Genomic DNA, 16,610 nt, shown 5'->3' on the forward strand with positions numbered 1-16,610 from the left:
ACTTTAATTGACAATTGAACAATTCATCGTATTTTTCTCACATTTTGGTTCCACATGACGGAACAGAAATTTCAGATATTGCGTTAGATGAAGCTATTAGATTTGCAAAGATATTTAATTCAAAGTTAACTTTATTATTCGTAGTAGAGGAGCAAATTGTGCCCCCCAGTTTAATTCTCTCTTTCATAAAGAGCGGTTCAGAGATAGAACAGTCAAAGAAAAACATAATAAGCCTTCTTAAAACAGGAGCTGAAGTACTTCTGAAAGATAGATCAAAAAAGCTGACTGCAGCAAACATCCCTTTCGATTTACAAATTGGAATAGGTTCTCCGAGTAAGGAAATACTACGTTATGTTGAAGAGAAGAATGTAGACATAATCATCATGGGAAGAAAACAAATTTCCGGACTCGGTTCTATGATGGCTCTTGGTAGTGTAGCAAGGAGAGTATCGGAATTGTCCAAAGTACCTACAATGCTGGTACATCATAATGCTACTAAAGAAGATAAACGCCCATATTCTAACATCTTGGTACCATATGATGGCTCTGAATTTTCAGATAGAGCGACAGAATGTGCTGTAAAGATAGCCGAAACTTGTAATTCAACTATTTTGTTATTCAATACAGTAGATGAAATATTGCTCCCGCCTACAATGCAGACGTTGAAATTCAAATCCGAAATCACAGATGAGATGGTCTCAAAAGAAGTATATCTAAAAGAACTGCATCAAAAGCTTAAAAATGAAATGCTCGCAACCCTAGAAACCGTGCGAGCCAAATACAAAAATAAACAGAATATAGTCATAGATATAGAGGTAAATATAGGGTATCCGCCCGAAAGCATTATTAGGAAAATAGCAGAAGGCAAGCATAAGTTAGTAATAATGGGCACAGTAGGCCTGAGAGGAATATCGAAGCTTCATGCATTAGGTAGTGTAGCTAGAAAAGTCTCTGAAAATTCGTCATGCAATATATTGCTCGTACATTGATTGCATTTTGACAGCGATTAATTCAAATGATATACACAAAAAGGATAAAAATAAAAGGATTTAATCATCTTGTCGAATTCCTCCACTGATTTAAAGTAAGATATAACATATAATGAATTTGTTGATCATTGAATGGTGAAAGCAATGGTTAAGATTATGTGAACCGTACTTTTCTTATAGGTTATTAAGAATTTAATCTAAACAATCTAATAATTCGCCATCAAATATACATACTTGCCATCGATTTCGAAATTAATGAAACGTTACGTTCTCTTATTTAGAATGCAATTGCAGAAAAACGAGCAAAAGGTGATTATGAGCTTAGTTGGAACAACGATCTTATAATAGGTATTACATAATCCATTCCTATACTTGACGACGGATTACTATGGTCGGTGGTAATTGTATCTCCTTAGTCAATTTGGTCTTTTTAGTAAATATTGTAACTTTAAGAGATTATAAGTTATCTCCAATAATATGGACGTCATGAAAAGAATCATCAATTAGGTTTTAGATTAATGAAACCGAGTGTTAATCTTATTGGGATAAAATCACAAGTGTCGTCTTATATTGAATCTAATTCCTTCAAACAGATTAATTTCCAATATTCTTGTATTGGATATCCATTAAGGAATGCCTCTATTGTAGAAGATGATCATTACAAGTACGAGACTATAATGCCGGATAAGTTATAAACGAATTTCATTTTAGCAATTTGAGTTGATCAAGTTCAAAGGAGGACAATATCATAAGATTATCGGAGATTGTAAAAACAAATTTTTTGAGTCAGATATCTTGGAACAACCAGTCTAGAAGGACATAAGGAGACTAGAAAAGGTGATTATGAACACGATTTCTATATAGTTTAGTTTCTTGATTATATACCAAATCTCTAAGGGGCTCTGTTCATTTAACGATAAACCTATAGCTTGAAAGCATTCCATTTCTTTTATGCTTGCTAGAAACAGAACGCCTTCAAAGTATGTATATTATGGGTTGCATTTGTACTTTTCAGGCCTATCTTTAAGAAAAGCCTCGGAAAGATTATCTCAGATATACAAGAGAAATCACGTTTCCATTTGGAATTGGATTCAAAAGTACAAGCCTCAAAAGCTGAAGTCAACTAGAAGAAGAGTTCTAGAGTATATAATAGATGAGACCATGTTGAAGGTGGGATCAGAGTTTGTCTGGCTCTGGGTTGCAACTGAACCCGACAGAAAACAGGCAAATTCTCGCACTGTCTATCTCTAAAGAAAGAAACATGTTTGTAGCTGAAAGATTCATTTCAGATTTAGTCAAGATTCATGGAATTCATCCAGTTTCGACTGATGATGGAGGTACTTGGTATCCCATGGCTTGTCAGTTTCTCAAACTCGATCATCACATTCATTCCTCTCTGGAGAAAAGTCTGATTGAAAGAAAGATGCAATACATAAAGGATAGAACCGAAAGTTTCGATGACTACTTTCCTTGTAGAATAAAGAATTACAAGTTAAAGCATGTACGGAATTGGCTGCGGCTCTTTGTAGACTATCATAACAATGAAATAAAACATATTAAGTGAACAGAGCCAGCAACATACTTTATAGTATTTTTATAGTATTCCAATTCCCGTTTGACTAGCTGCTTTGTGGCTATCATTATCGAAAGTGCTTCGGGATCAAGTTGTTTATCCGATCTTTTAATTCTCTATAAGTAGATTGATTTGGTAATTCTGAAAGATCTATATTGTCGACCTCATCTAACTTTGAGGAATTTATTTTTTGATCGGCGACCCAAGTATCTCTGCAAACTAGCCTTCTATCTGTGTTAGGATCCTGATCCTTAAGATCAGTATTCTTACTCAATGAGGCCTCCCTACTAATTGTACATATTTTATTTGTGATAAATGTAACTATTAACTATGATTGCTCAATTTTCAAGGACAAAAATTTTAAATGATTAATGAAATCTGTCATAAGCGTCGGGCCTGTTATCATATTGGTCAAATTACGGACCAAAATTGGGAGCTAAAAGTAACTAATCATAATGAGTTAACCTATCCCTCGCTACCAGCAAAACACGTTGGATATAACAGAAAAATTGGATTGAATTAATCGTATTTAATGATTGTGTTAAATATCATCCAATGCTTATAGTTCGTCGTCAAAATTCATAGAAGACGTCAATGTTTTATATGACCTACTTGGCGCAATAGAAAATTTCACATTTATTATATTTTAACAATAGGCCAAATTCATTACGAAAATAGAATTTTCTTTTAAACATAACCAAAACAAGATAACATCAGAGAAATTGCCTTTTGCCTAAATCTAAAAACATTTTCTACATCTTATAATGAAACAGTATTGTTTAATCAAATAGATTTGATTTTCTAGGTGCACCCGATGACATAACACAGCCTGAGTCTGTGCAAATATGAAAAATAATATTTAATCTCATAAAAGAGAAAAATACATTTCTGAATTGTAGATCAGTAGTGAGGAGCTCTTCTCGTCGTAGAACTATCATACTGCCAAATCATTTGAGAAAATAAGAGGAGTTCGAACTGGTTTCATATCTACTCTAACCTCATGGTTCGCATTACTATTAGTGTTACTACTTTGCAATTCTTGGATATTTAAGAATGAAAGTACTGCTTTATTGAATATCTCTGGATATTGATACATTAACCCATGACCTGCATCCTTTATCTTCATTAGCCATGCTCCCGGAATTTTTTGAACTATGTTAACAGAATTCTCTGCTGGGGTAAAATAATCGTCAGTTCCGACAATAGCTATAGTGGACGAGGAAATGTTTCCGAGAATCTGACACTTGCCACTCCAGTTTTCTGACGCTCTTATTTGCATCTCCATTACGTCTGGAGATACTGATTTGGATGGGACTGGAACATAGTTCAGATAATTAGGGTTAGCTTCAAACCATAATTTAGGGAACATTAATGTAATTGAACTCTGACCTACCTCCTCAGGAGTGGAAGAAGTATTGCTATATGTTTCCATTACTTCAGGAGTTGGTGGAACTGAATCAGGACCATCACAACTTGAAGCATATAAAATGAGGCTATCCACTCTATCTGGATCTACTACCGCTAGTTGCTGTGCGATAAAGGCCCCAATAGATCATCCAAGGATATTGGGTTTCTCAATTCCCAATGCATTCAAAAACTCAGAGTATCATTTACAAATTGGCTAATTGAAAACTCTTAGGTCCCTATAGTAGATTCGTCAGCACCGCTATTATCGAAAATAATCACTTTACAGTCATCCAGAGCATTAGTCAAGTTATTTATCACAGTTGGACTTCACATGTCTATAGTATCACCTGCTCCTGCAATTAAAACAATTGTGTTGTTTCCCTCATCTATCTGCTTATAGGCCATATCTATATCATCTACTGTTACCTTTTGAACTGGCAAGCTATCTATTTCCCGAATCATATCCTCAAATAATGATGATGGTGATGAGGGTAGAATACTTGATTGAGTATTATTATTGATAGTAGTCATAGACAAGGTAACGTTAGAATTATCGATAGTATTAATACTATCAACTGTTTCAGTAATTGTTTGCTGAACTTCCTTATTTATCGTTGATTGCAAATCAAGTTGATCTTGTTGAATAGATTGATTTAGAGGGGAAGTCGCATAAACCAAAACTGGACTTGTGTTTGAAATAGTAAAATTACTACCTACAAAAACCATTATAGTAACCAAAACGAGAACCGTTGATGATAATCTTTTATTTGTCACAAAAATTGTTCATCATATAGTTCTTAAAAATTTAAAAGCAGTTGTTGTAAAAACTGGATTCAACACCTTTTTGATAAATTATTCGATTAAATGCATATTGACAATTGTAATTAATTGAAAGTTTTTCTATCTTCATGTTCTAATTTCATTAGTATCTATCTATGGCTCTAAACATTGGGTGTTCTGGATGGAGTTATGAAGGCTGGAAGGGCAAATTCTATCCAAGAGAAATGGAAAATAAAGACTATCTGTCCTATTACTCTAAACTCTTTAAATTCGTTGAGGTTGATTCTACGTATTACCACATACCTTCAAGAACTACAGTTAGAGGATGGAAGGACAAGACACCTGATGATTTTAGGTTTTCATTAAAATTTCCCAAAGTTATAACTCACGAAAAGAAATTAGAAGATGTTGTAAAGCCTCTATCAATTCTTTTTTACTCATTAGAACCATTGATTGATAAAACACTAACACTGCTAATACAACTCCCCCATTTTCTCACAGAAAGGAACGGCTTTACTCCATTAAAAGATATGGTTCATCATCTAGACAAAAGATTCAGATATTCCATTGAAGTGAGGCATCCTTCTTGGTTTACGGAAGAGGTGTATGAATTTCTAAAATACAATGATATCTCGTTGGTCTGGAGTATTCGGGACGAACTTGTATCCCCATCAATTGTTACTTCAGATCACGTATATATTAGATTTATTGGTGACAGAAGTATATCTGAAAAGGATTTTGGAAAAATAGTAAAAGACAGAAGAAAAGATCTACTTGAATACGTTAAACAGGTTAGAGAGATCCAGAATGAAAATTCTGACATACAAGATATATTGATAGCCTTTAACAATCACTTTGCTGGTTTTGGTCCTCAATCAGTTAACGATTTTCTGAGATTAATGAGTATGTCAGAGATTGATTGGAAGGCCGAAATGGAGAGATACAAAAACAACAATAATACTAACCAATCAACTCTGTCAGGTTTTTAAGTTCACATGAAATTGTATGTCCAATCTTGTTTGCATACGTAAAACTGTCAGTAATCTACACCAACCCAATCCTTCTACCGAGTCCCCAACCATGATCATCAAATACCAAGTTACATACTTGTAGTAATTTTAAATACATGAACCAAGATATTGACAGAAAAGGATTAACTACTTTTATGTTGCTCTATGTCATACTTTTTTAAAGATTAAATGGCTCTGTTCATTTAGCGTCAAGTCTATAGCTTGAAGATGTCCTATCTCTTTTATGAATACTAGAAACAGAACACCTTCAAGGTATGTGTATTATGGCTTACATTTGTACTTTTCAGGTCTTTCTCTTAGGAAAACATCTGAAAGATTATCATACTGTATCAAACGAAATCATGTCACTATCTGGAACTGGATTCAAAAGTACCAACCTAAGATTATCAAGACAAAACAAAGAAGGATATGTGAATTCATTGTAGATGAAACATTGCTTAAGGTTGGTTCAGAATACACGTGGTTATGGGTTGCAATAGATGCGAAAAGTAAGGAAATTCTCTCACTATCCATTTCTAAGGAGAGAAACATGTTTGTTGCGGAACGGTTTCTGTCAAACATAGTCAGAGACTATGGAAAGCATCCAGTTTCAACAGATGGTGGTACTTGGTATCCCATGGCTTGTCAATTCCTTAAATTAGAACACCATCTCCATTCCTCCTATGAAAAAAACTTGATTGAAAGAACAATGCAGTATATCAAGGACAGAACTGAAAGTTTCGATGATTACTTTCCCTGCAGGCTAAAGAACTGCAAACTAAAACACGTAAAAAACTGGTTGAACCTGTTTGTCGACTATCACAACAAGGAATTAAAACCTGTTAACTGAACAGAGCCGATTAAATATATTACACGCATATACAGAATATGGAAGATCGGCAGAGGATGTTCTAAGGCTAGTTATATTCTTGGTAGGATAGTATACGATTTGATTTGTTGAATTTACTGATCTAGTCTTTTTATATCGATTACATAGGTTAACTTTATCGTGTTTTCATTTAAACGATGGTCTTAAATCCATCCTACAACTTATTGTAGAGAGTGTAGGGTAGAACCATTCTTGTTATTAATTTTCGAATGCTTACTGCAACTGAATTCAGAAATATGTCTGTGAAAGTGGGTGAATTTAAACCCGAAAATATTTCCGACTGTGGGCTTTGAGGTTTGAATGATTCTCCCGTACCTCAACATCCTGCAGAAGCTACAAAAAATAGCAATTTAATTTTGAATCAGCGCCGGGAGAGGGATAAGAGACCATACAGCGGTAACAAATTATGCTCAATTGATGAGAAATTGGTACAAGATTTCAAAGAGTATCTTGTTAACCAGAAACAAAGTCCTCATACTATAAGAAACAAGATTCAATATATAAAGAGATTCTACTATGTTTTAGAAGAAGAAAATGCTCAAGATTTAATGTCTGTTTCTCCAGAAACACGCCAGCATGCAATGAAATCATTGGCATCATTGTCAAAGTTTATGGGAATATATGATCGGTGGCAAACCCTCATTAAGAGATTCCAATTAAAATGGCCAAAGAAAGAGGCATATGCTATATTTAATGAAATTTTCAATGATTCTAATGAATCCTATACTACTATGTTAAAATGGATAAAGGATTCTATTCTAGTTCTTCCAAAATCGTGGGGGAATATTATCCTCTTTAATACCTTAACGGGGCTTCGGCCGGATGAAGGGTATAAAGCAATGGATCTCATTAGGACTGAAGGTACTACATATATTGACAAGAAAAGGATGCTCTTGATGCATTATAAATTTCCAAACCACTTTATCCGCGTTTCCAAAAAGGCATATGTTAGCATTATAAATGAGGAAATCTTACAAATTGCTCGTAAGTCCGAACAAGTTACTTCATATAATTTGATGAGAAACACCTTTAGTGAATATTGCGTCTCTATGAATATGTATTACTGTAGAAAGGTCTTCGCCACATTTTTGAGGAATGAAGGAATTGAACCAGAGATAATAGATCTATTACAAGGGCGAATTCCAAACTCTATATTTGTACGACACTATTACAGACCGGATTCATCAAAGTTTGACGTGGTTAGAAAGAAATTGGCCAAATTGCATAAACTTGTCACAACAAAAGAGTGACTCAAATGACGCTAATCCTAAATCCTTTGATTTCTTATCAATTGGGTAAAAGGGGTTGGGATGACATAGGTTTTTGGGATGGCCTAGGATTGTCGCTACTTTACTATGATTTATAGGATTCTTAGGATAATGAACCATAGGCAATAGTTTGGTAGGGGTAGTATCGATTGATCCTCAGTTGTAAAAAAATCTAGTTTGTATTTGAGATAACTAGAGATCAATTTACAAAGGTGATCATAAAACCGAATTAAAAATTCTTTAAAAAAAATGGTAGATGGACTAGTTTATCAACAGAACTCACAGTATCCGCCGCTAGGGGACCCACTTCAAGATACTATGGTATTGCCAGAGCAGCCATTGCCGCCATTGCCACCATTGCCACCTGAGCCACCATTGGTTTTGGACTTTTTGAATTTGAACTTCCAAGCATCGGCTTTTTGATCAAAGCAAGAACCTGTTGCCATACTTGTTATCATAACGGTTGACAAAACAACTATTGCAGTTAGTATTGCAATTTGTCTTTTTTGGGTTAAATTTCCCATAACTATAGGGTATTATCAAAAACAGGATATAAATATCGTCTAATGTTGGTAATGTTTTTTGATGTATCTGGTTGACGCTTGAATTTGGTTGTTAGATGTTTTACCTCCTGTAAAAATGAGATTTTAGACAATATAATTGATCTATTCCGTGTTATCGAACCGGATGATATAAGACGTACTGAAAAAATTTTACAAATGATGGAAACTATTGGTGTTAAAGGAAGGAAGGGGGGGTTCTATAATTAAGAATGGTATATATCGGTATTACATACTGGTTTGCATTATATTTGGTTAGGTAAGAATTTTAATATAAATGTATATTAATTCCAATTATTGCATGTTTTATATGTGATTATAACTTTTTATACAAGAATTTCAGATTAAACCTTTGAAAATGAACATTATAACAAATACTATAGGTTGGAGGGGTGCCTAATTGGAGCGTCCCCAAGAATGTCGTCCTTGGACGATAGAAGAAATCGATGATTTAAACAACGAGCGACAACAACCATGTAATTGTTATACACGCCCGGAACAACCTCCCAAAGAGGAAAAACCTCCATGTTCCCATGATAAGAAGAAAGACTGTTGTGAGCTGCTACTTGAAATATTGAGAAATGGGAGACTGCCTGAAAAATTCGAAATCCATAAACCTAAGCAATCCATAAAGGTAAAGACTGCTAATCTTTGCTGCAAATTTTCCCACAAGACATCGGTTGTACCAGTGTTGATGCTATTTTTGAAACGATTTCTACAAGGTAAGCGACCGGTAAGTGATTTTGAAGAGAAAATCCAAGACTACCTGGGAAGTCTACCTGACGAAAGGATTGAGGCATTAACTGTTGGTTTAAAGGCTTATGAGCAAGTACCCATTGGAGTACGAAAATGTGCATTCGAAGACCGATTCGATGATTGTGAAAACCCAGAGGTTTTGGATCCAAGGTTCTTTTTTAAAGTTTGGGTCCAAGAAGCGATCAGACTCGGTAGAGAAATATTGTATGATAGAGTTCCGGGTCCAGGTAAAGTGCGACCATGGGAAAGAATTTTTCCAAAAGATGCTGATGTGAAAGGTACCCCGAAACTGACCGCCCCATGGCCATGGATATGCGCAGTAAATCCTTTGGGAGATAACCGTGAATGGTTTAAAAACAATGATGTAACTGAACCAGGAAACATTCCAATTGAAAAATTCATCTTTGAAAAGCATGAATTTTCAAGAATATGTAAGCAAGATACATCAAAGCCTGTCGAACCAAACAAGTTCCATCTTATATGTATGAATGAGGAGGCGCCAACCATCTCAGGAGGTTTTGGAGGAATCGGTACATGTCATGGTAATAGCCGATATAATTACTCCCAAGGGGGAAAGACATATTGTTTAAAGATACCTGAAGTTGAACCAGGAGATTCTGTAACTTTACGTGGACTAAATTTCTTTTCCATGAATAGTAAGGTTCTGTTGAAAAAAATCGATGGACCTTTCGAAAATATACCTCCTATAAATTGCACGGTTCTTGGAGACCAAGAAACCCCTGATGACATACATACTTGTCAAGTGCAAGACCTCATGACTTTTACTATCCCAACAAGGGTCAAGGATAAAGATGGATTAAACAATATACCTCTACCTCCTGGTAGATACTCTGTTCAAGTCCAAGTACCGAATGAGATTGGATATGCTCCATTGCCCGGATCTGCGCCTTCAGAATTCTTAAGTAACATTGTATGGTTGGATGTGATGGTTCACCCCACTGAGAGTTTTCGATACTTTACAGACTATGCCTTCTGTCATGAAGAAACCGATGGACCTGGTTCAGACGAACCCTGGTTTCAAGCCTTTTCCGTTACTTTTGCGCCGGGTGAAAGTGGTACCGGGAATATAACGATGATAGGACAACGTCATATAGAGATTGTGAAGGGTGATGATGTGGATTCTGGAGAGCCCATATCAATCAGTGCCCCGCCATTATTCCAGGGATCTTTTCAGAAAGGAATGGCCTGTGCAATAGCGATAATAGGATTGGAAGTAGATAGCGAAGATGCGGCTAAAAAACAGATAAAGGATTTTGCTGACGCCTATTTGGAATATTGGAAATCATTTTTCACCCAAACTTTAGTGGCTGCAGATTTGGAAATCGTGAAAGAATTGATACGAGCTGGGATAGCAACATCCACTGTCATCACTGCTGGCATAGGTGGATTGATTGCAATAGCTCTTATAGGCGTACTTTATGCACTTTGGGCCCCTGCGGATCCAATTGCTGTTGATTTTATGATATTGAGTGCAGTTGGATTACATGATCTAACAAATCCTAACAAACCTATACCTCCACCATATTCGAGATCGTTTGGAGAACTAGGCTTATCTGTAACTCCACTACAGACCAAACCAGAGGATATCCAACCTGGAGGTACACATAGGACATATTCGGAAGATCGTATCTATACAAGTTCGGAAGAAAATAGTAAGTATCGATTCACTTATAAAGTACAGAGAATATAAAACAGGAATCCATTTGACTTGTTTCTCTAATCCTAAACGAGGATCAGATGTAGACCAAGTCGGATCATCTTTTTAATTCCCGATAGTAACTATAGTAGTTCTGCTGACACAATTTGGAATATATGCTGTAGTATTATAATGGAGGGCTAGATCAAAAAATCATAATCTAATGGTAGTGAACTCTGTTAAAGGACCGCGTTCTTTGGCTAAAAACGGTATTTAATGGTATTTTGTGGTATGTAATATTACTCTTGATCTACTACAACAATACAATCTATTTTGAAGATTAGTTGAATTGAGAAATGTATGTTTAGTGGGTATTTTTCCAAATTTTACAAGTATTTCAGGTTAAAAATTGAAGAAAACTTTCTTGTTAATTAATGAGATATTTTGGCGACGGCGGATCCGTGAACTACGCAAGCCGGGACAACACAGCTTAACTCAAATCATTAACAATAGTCTTAATGTATGTCTTTTCAAGGGGTGACTGATACAGTCTTCCTCTTAATGGTCTTAAACAAAAAATAGTTTAATCAGATTAGTAATTGCAAAGAATGCCTTCTATATTAAAATCTCTTTTGGATTTGTAACAAACTAAAGAACGGTATAACAATTTAGGACCTATGTGAAATGATAAAGCCTACTACTACTACTACTACTACTACTACTTTTGTTTACCTCGATTATTTTCAAAAACAATTAACGTATTATATTGCATGTCCAAATCAGCGTCAATTGAGAATTAAGCATATCTTTAATCTGCATACTCAAAAGATGTACTTTTTAATCTATGTTGATATAGTACTGCAAGACTTCAAAAATGAGGGTGTGGTTTTATAATTACGTATGTAGATAAAAGGGTTCAAACATTTAAAGTCGAAGAGGCAGTAGATCGTTTAACGAATACATATAACCATGGCTTACACTGCTTGCTGATTTATGATTCTTTGGTAACATATAGAGAATTTTACTGTCATTATGCACAAAAGTTGCTTGAAGAACTAAATGAAGTCGTTCTGATTGTTCCCTTTTATGAAACCCTTGGTTCGGTAAGGGAAATGCTTTCGATAGGTCACAGAGCAATTGATGTAGAAGAACAAGAAAATCTAAAGAATCTTTTCATACACGACTCGGTGGACGAATACTTTGGAAACGAAATTGTAATGGACTCGAGAAAAAAGATATTGAATGAAGCCATTGAGAATGGCAAAGAAGGTTTCTCCGTTGTGGCCGATATGGGCTCCTTTTTTTTTCAAAGGAGCTGTCAAAAAGTTGTTAGAGTATGAAATGAATTTGCCGACTCGCTTTGAAGACAAGACATTTAGCGGTATATGTGTTTATCATCAAGCTGATTTTGACAGGTTATCCAAAGACCAGAAGAATGATGTGATCAATCACCATCGTATTACCATCAAACTCGAGGCCTACTGACTGATAGATTACTTGGTAGTCGATACAAAAATAGTCCATTTATCTGGATAAACAAATTAAACTTTTTTAAATATCTTGACAACTCATTAATCATTTGTTTGGATATTTTCTTTAATGATATTACAAAGAGTATTCAGGTTTACTGGCTTTTGAATGAGTTTACAAATATTTGCAGATTGAAAGGCTGGATCCTTTTCCAGACCTGATATATCAAAAGCAGTGATGAGAAATATCTTGATTGATGAGTTGAGTTTTCTGATCTCATTTGCTAGTTCTAATCCATTCATACCTGGCATTTTCAAGTCAGTAAGGATCATTGAATATTTGTAAGGATTTTGACGATAGTGCTCTAAAGCGAGTAATGGCTTTGTAAAGGATATAACTTCGAAACCAGTAAGAGATAAAAATTGAGTATATAGGGAAGCTAATTCCTCTTCATCGTCTACTATTACTCCCGACACGGATTTCATGTTATAGGCAATAGATTACAGAGCCGAACTACTTAACTATTGCCATGGATTCTATGGATTTTGATTTAAAAGCGGTATTTGTATTGCTTGTATAAAGTCAAAAGAGATGGAGGCGGCATCTATAACGGCCATGACCCAAACTTAAAGGCGGTCAATTTTGTATATATTCTATTGCTATAGACTCGTCATAATTTCTTATGTTCAATCTTTTTATCAGTCTATCTAGATTTGTATCTTTATCCAATACCTTTTTATCTTTTATAGCAACGTATTTGTTATCATACTTTTCTCTGAGGTCGCCGCGTTGTTTATGTATCCACTTAAAGTTGTTTGCCAATCTTTCCAATTTATCTAGATCGGATTTGGCAAAATCATCTAGATTTTGCATCGTAAATACTATTACGGTCTTTTACCACTATTAAACATTGGCTTAATTCTAATTTCTTAGAACTATTTACCCTAACAACTTGACATAATCGCCTCGTCAATCCTATTTGATCCAACCATTATGTAATAGAGTCGTGGCTTAAAACTCATCTATTAAGTCTCATTTACTAGTCTTAGAACAGGGGGGCTCGGACTCTATATATCGATTTGTTGTTCTCTTTCTTTAGAATATTCCAAAAGTTTTAGTGAATGTTTACCTGACTAAATGATATGGTTTAATGATGTCTAACTTTTTGAAAAGAAATTTCCCAATGATTATGAGAATGGTTCTGAGATTCTATAGACAATATACACGTAGCAGTGTACGCCGATAATCTCCAATATTTTTTTAGAATATTAGGGATCTTGATATAAAAAAACATCTGTATTGCTCATTTAAAATCAAAAAGATTTGACCGCTGATGTTTCACAGCAAATTTTAATTTGTCATGCCGATTAAATATCTTGTTTTATAAGATCATTCATGTCAGAAGTTAATGACTCTGTAGAAATTGCAAGAAAAAAAGCAAAAACAGGGATAAACAAATACACAAAAGATGTTGATACAGGAGAACCTGACCCCATAGCAAGTGCAGATTGATACCTAATGGAATATTGTTAAGATTAGGTTTGACATTCACTGTTACGAGAAGTACATTTCGTTAAGGTTAACATGCCTCTCGCAGAATCTACAATAGATTGGTTATAGAAAACTATATCAGATAGAATATTATCAAAATTTCTACGATATTTACTAGTGAAAACTGTAAAAACTTTATCATATTTTTAGCGAATGTTTTGGCGACGGCACATTGACCTTTGCTAATAACCAATCGAGTCGATTATGTTGGAAAAGTGGCCTGCCCCAACCTTAACTTTATACCTTTTCAAGCTACCCACGTGAATAGTATTCCACTAGTCGTGATGTTTTCTTTTTCCTTCCATGAAGTTCTGAGTCTGTCTATCAGTTCTTGATTCTGCAACGAGACTAAGAAAGAAGGAAAATGATAATGGATTCTCCGAATTTTTTCCAACTATGATATCGGCTGCCATTTACTCAAACCATCAAAAACCATACTAACAAATGGAACTTGGGTAACCTGACCCCCCAACTGACTAAAAACACTAATCAAAAAAAATTAAAGAATTAAGAATCTGTTCAAAGGTATCTCTTGAATAATCATGTTGATATTTAATAGTGCTAAATTTGTAAATATCACTTCCATGATGTAAGAATACCTCTATATACAAAATCCCCTTTCCATCGTATACTACAAATTCATATCCCGATATATTGGAGTATGTAACAGGATGTATATTCTGAACTATAGTATCATTAGAAAGTGAATATTTATGTAAATCATCCTCTACATAGGGCTTTATATCACTCAAACCATTATCGGGTTTTATCTCTAGGGTAAATCCATTACCTATTGTAGTATTTAGTACATCTGAAGAAGGTGAGATTCCACCTATAAAAGTTATATCGCCTGATTTTTGATAAGGATAATCTAATGTAAATTTGTGTTCCGGGCTAATGTAAGTTTTCCATTCTTCTTGTTGGGCTAAGGTGGAGGGGGGCGCCCCTAATCCTAACACTACTAACATAACGATTACCACTAACCCAAACCATTTCATCATCAATGTAATGCTGTTCTATTAGATTCATCCACTATTTAGCTTTTCAATAGAATTCTTAATTCTCTCTAGAAATTTTTGATTCTGTAATACAAGACTATAAAAGAATAGAACGGAAATAGATCTCGAATCTTTCCCTTTTATAAGGCTGGCCGCCCCATCGCTCATACCACTGCAACAACTAACTAGCATACTAAGCAATCTTTCTCTATCATCTTGACGGAGTGAGTTGATTAGTCCATACCACTTTTCATAGGTCTTATCGTATAACTCTGTGTTATAGGGTTTGTATATTTCTAGCGTAACTATTTCTTGATCTATTCCAAACTCCTTGTTTGTACTGTTGTTTGCTAAATCCACGACTTTTTTGTAAAGATGAAATATCATTCCAAACATGATTGGTTCTATCGGTACAGGTCTGTTTGCAAAGGACAAATATGTAATATAATGTTCGGTATTATCAAATAGAGAATCAAACATCTTTTTATCATTCTTGGTCTCTAGTTCCTTTCTATATTCAGACCAAACTATTCTTTCTATTTCAATGAGTTGTCTAAACGATGGTATACTGCGGCCCATCTTTTAGGATAGGAATCATCTGTTATAACCTTTACGCATATATACGCAGCGTATACTGTTTGTCGTTAGCCTGGGCCCCAACCTCCAAGATATAAGTATTGCGTAATCTACATGTCTAATAGAAAAAGCTTAATTCGTCTTTGGATTTAAAATTCATATTGCAATGTTATCGAAAGCTGAGATCCAATATCTTCAAGGTCAAAAGCAAGTTTCAAAATCTTATGAAAGGAAGTTAAAATGCTTAATCAGAAAAAAGATTGAGGTTTTGGAAAAGGAGATTCCTCTTTTGTCAAGTCTTTTTGCTAAAAATATCAAATCCATTTTTTCTGAGCATACAAGCCAAATGGAATGGGCCCCATCGACCATGAACCAAGAAAAAAACAATATTCTTGTACAAAATTCTAGCAATACCAAAAACGCCGCTACTGACTTTAGTAATGCACCCTTGAGTGACAATGGACATAATGAAGTGAATTTTAATGTGGATTGTGAGGGCCGCGAGGGTTTGAATCCTTCTCCAGTACCGCAACTTACTATAGAAGCTACGAAATTCAGTAATGGACAAATGTTTAGCGCTACGAAAAACAGTAATTTAGTTTTGAATCAGCGCCGGGAGAGGGATTTGAACCCTCGAGGCCCTCACGGGCCACAAGCTTTGTGGTCTACATTTCCAGGCTTGCGCCCTTCCAGGCTAGGCGACCCCGGCTTTTGATATTGATTGACTTGTCCTCTTTTTATGTATATCTAATTAGCTCATTTCAATCTTGTCTATCATACGCCCCGATAGCAAATCAAATTTATATATTCTAGAATGACCTGTAGAGGCTTTATGATCTTGAATATCTGAATAAAACAAAAAATTTTGACTACATTGGGTACATACCCAAACTATGTTTAGATCTTTATCATTCATCTCAGTCTAACGATAGGAATCAAACAAACGATATAAGCAGTTTGAAAACTAATAATGTTAATTTATTTTGATTAATCTATAGTAAAATTATCTTTAAATAATCTTGTAATAAAGTGTGTATAATAAATTACATATTGTATATATCATTAACGCCTAATTACTATTGTACAAAATTATCATCAATTTTTATCTAGCATTGTAATTCAAGTA

General features: G+C 34.8%; 18 protein-coding genes and 1 tRNA gene. 9 read left to right on the forward strand and 10 right to left on the reverse strand.

The features are described 5' to 3' along the window. The first annotated feature begins 14 nt into the window (after positions 1–14). From NFRAN_RS11785 to NFRAN_RS11795, 3 genes are all read left to right on the forward strand, one after another. Positions 15–989: a universal stress protein gene (locus NFRAN_RS11785; protein WP_134485163.1), complete on the forward strand. Its 975-nt coding sequence runs from the start codon at positions 15–17 to the stop codon at positions 987–989. Positions 990–1,940: 951 nt separating this feature from the next. Further along, a complete protein-coding gene (locus NFRAN_RS11790; protein WP_134485164.1) occupies positions 1,941–2,240 on the forward strand; it encodes a hypothetical protein in 300 nt (99 codons plus the stop codon). After that, on the forward strand, positions 2,173–2,553 hold the full coding sequence (locus NFRAN_RS11795) for a hypothetical protein (RefSeq protein ID WP_134485165.1): 381 nt from the start codon (positions 2,173–2,175) through the stop codon (positions 2,551–2,553). The genes NFRAN_RS11790 and NFRAN_RS11795 overlap by 68 nt, the downstream gene beginning before the upstream one ends. A gap of 76 nt (positions 2,554–2,629) precedes the next feature. Here the strand turns inward: NFRAN_RS11795 and NFRAN_RS11800 are convergent, their stop codons facing one another. The 3 genes from NFRAN_RS11800 to NFRAN_RS11810 all read right to left on the reverse strand — a co-directional run bounded on the left by NFRAN_RS11800 (position 2,630) and on the right by NFRAN_RS11810 (position 4,743). After that, positions 2,630–2,836, reverse strand: a complete 207-nt coding sequence (locus NFRAN_RS11800) for a hypothetical protein (RefSeq protein WP_134485166.1) — start codon at positions 2,834–2,836, stop codon at positions 2,630–2,632. 660 nt (positions 2,837–3,496) lie between these two features. After that, the gene (locus NFRAN_RS11805) at positions 3,497–4,063 is read right to left on the reverse strand and encodes an alpha/beta fold hydrolase (RefSeq protein WP_134485167.1); all 567 of its coding nucleotides are present in this window, start codon (positions 4,061–4,063) and stop codon (positions 3,497–3,499) included. Between the two features lie 233 nt (positions 4,064–4,296). Continuing rightward, positions 4,297–4,743, reverse strand: coding sequence for a hypothetical protein (locus tag NFRAN_RS11810; protein WP_134485168.1), 447 nt, complete (start codon positions 4,741–4,743; stop codon positions 4,297–4,299). Between the two features lie 161 nt (positions 4,744–4,904). On the opposite strand from NFRAN_RS11810, the gene NFRAN_RS11815 reads away from it, so the two are divergent. From NFRAN_RS11815 to NFRAN_RS11825, 3 genes are all read left to right on the forward strand, one after another. After that, positions 4,905–5,738 carry a DUF72 domain-containing protein gene (locus tag NFRAN_RS11815; protein ID WP_134485169.1) on the forward strand — a complete coding sequence of 278 codons (834 nt, stop codon included), beginning with the start codon at positions 4,905–4,907 and terminating at the stop codon, positions 5,736–5,738. Positions 5,739–6,003: 265 nt separating this feature from the next. Then, positions 6,004–6,609 (forward strand): DDE-type integrase/transposase/recombinase, encoded by a 606-nt coding sequence (locus tag NFRAN_RS11820; RefSeq protein ID WP_134483260.1) that lies wholly within the window; start codon positions 6,004–6,006, stop codon positions 6,607–6,609. 335 nt (positions 6,610–6,944) lie between these two features. Beyond that, entirely contained in the window at positions 6,945–7,898 is a 954-nt protein-coding gene (locus NFRAN_RS11825; RefSeq protein WP_134485170.1) for an integrase, read from the forward strand. A gap of 326 nt (positions 7,899–8,224) precedes the next feature. Here the strand turns inward: NFRAN_RS11825 and NFRAN_RS14015 are convergent, their stop codons facing one another. Then, positions 8,225–8,440: a hypothetical protein gene (locus NFRAN_RS14015; protein ID WP_172602330.1), complete on the reverse strand. Its 216-nt coding sequence runs from the start codon at positions 8,438–8,440 to the stop codon at positions 8,225–8,227. 436 nt (positions 8,441–8,876) lie between these two features. Here NFRAN_RS14015 and NFRAN_RS11830 point away from each other — a divergent pair, with 436 nt between their 5' ends. The 3 genes from NFRAN_RS11830 to NFRAN_RS14020 all read left to right on the forward strand — a co-directional run bounded on the left by NFRAN_RS11830 (position 8,877) and on the right by NFRAN_RS14020 (position 12,374). Further along, positions 8,877–10,943: a hypothetical protein gene (locus tag NFRAN_RS11830; protein WP_134485171.1), complete on the forward strand. Its 2,067-nt coding sequence runs from the start codon at positions 8,877–8,879 to the stop codon at positions 10,941–10,943. A 929-nt stretch (positions 10,944–11,872) separates the two neighbouring features. Beyond that, the gene (locus NFRAN_RS11835) at positions 11,873–12,229 is read left to right on the forward strand and encodes a hypothetical protein (RefSeq protein ID WP_134485172.1); all 357 of its coding nucleotides are present in this window, start codon (positions 11,873–11,875) and stop codon (positions 12,227–12,229) included. Next, positions 12,216–12,374: a hypothetical protein gene (locus tag NFRAN_RS14020; RefSeq protein WP_172602331.1), complete on the forward strand. Its 159-nt coding sequence runs from the start codon at positions 12,216–12,218 to the stop codon at positions 12,372–12,374. The genes NFRAN_RS11835 and NFRAN_RS14020 overlap by 14 nt, the downstream gene beginning before the upstream one ends. An 86-nt stretch (positions 12,375–12,460) precedes the next feature. On the opposite strand, the gene NFRAN_RS11840 is transcribed toward NFRAN_RS14020, so the two are convergent. The 6 genes from NFRAN_RS11840 to NFRAN_RS11860 all read right to left on the reverse strand — a co-directional run bounded on the left by NFRAN_RS11840 (position 12,461) and on the right by NFRAN_RS11860 (position 16,193). Continuing rightward, positions 12,461–12,844, reverse strand: a complete 384-nt coding sequence (locus NFRAN_RS11840; RefSeq protein ID WP_134485173.1) for a response regulator — start codon at positions 12,842–12,844, stop codon at positions 12,461–12,463. Positions 12,845–12,995: 151 nt separating this feature from the next. Next, a complete protein-coding gene (locus tag NFRAN_RS11845; RefSeq protein WP_134485174.1) occupies positions 12,996–13,232 on the reverse strand; it encodes a DUF5678 domain-containing protein in 237 nt (78 codons plus the stop codon). A gap of 953 nt (positions 13,233–14,185) precedes the next feature. Continuing rightward, positions 14,186–14,323 (reverse strand): hypothetical protein, encoded by a 138-nt coding sequence (locus NFRAN_RS14025; protein ID WP_172602332.1) that lies wholly within the window; start codon positions 14,321–14,323, stop codon positions 14,186–14,188. A 72-nt stretch (positions 14,324–14,395) separates the two neighbouring features. Then, positions 14,396–14,911 (reverse strand): hypothetical protein, encoded by a 516-nt coding sequence (locus tag NFRAN_RS11850; protein ID WP_172602333.1) that lies wholly within the window; start codon positions 14,909–14,911, stop codon positions 14,396–14,398. 24 nt (positions 14,912–14,935) lie between these two features. Then, positions 14,936–15,487: a hypothetical protein gene (locus NFRAN_RS11855; protein WP_134485176.1), complete on the reverse strand. Its 552-nt coding sequence runs from the start codon at positions 15,485–15,487 to the stop codon at positions 14,936–14,938. Positions 15,488–16,094: 607 nt separating this feature from the next. Next, positions 16,095–16,193: transfer RNA gene (locus tag NFRAN_RS11860), tRNA-Ser, on the reverse strand. Positions 16,194–16,610 lie beyond the last annotated feature (417 nt).

The organism is Candidatus Nitrosocosmicus franklandus, from assembly GCF_900696045.1.
GTDB lineage: Archaea > Thermoproteota > Nitrososphaeria > Nitrososphaerales > Nitrososphaeraceae > Nitrosocosmicus > Nitrosocosmicus franklandus_A.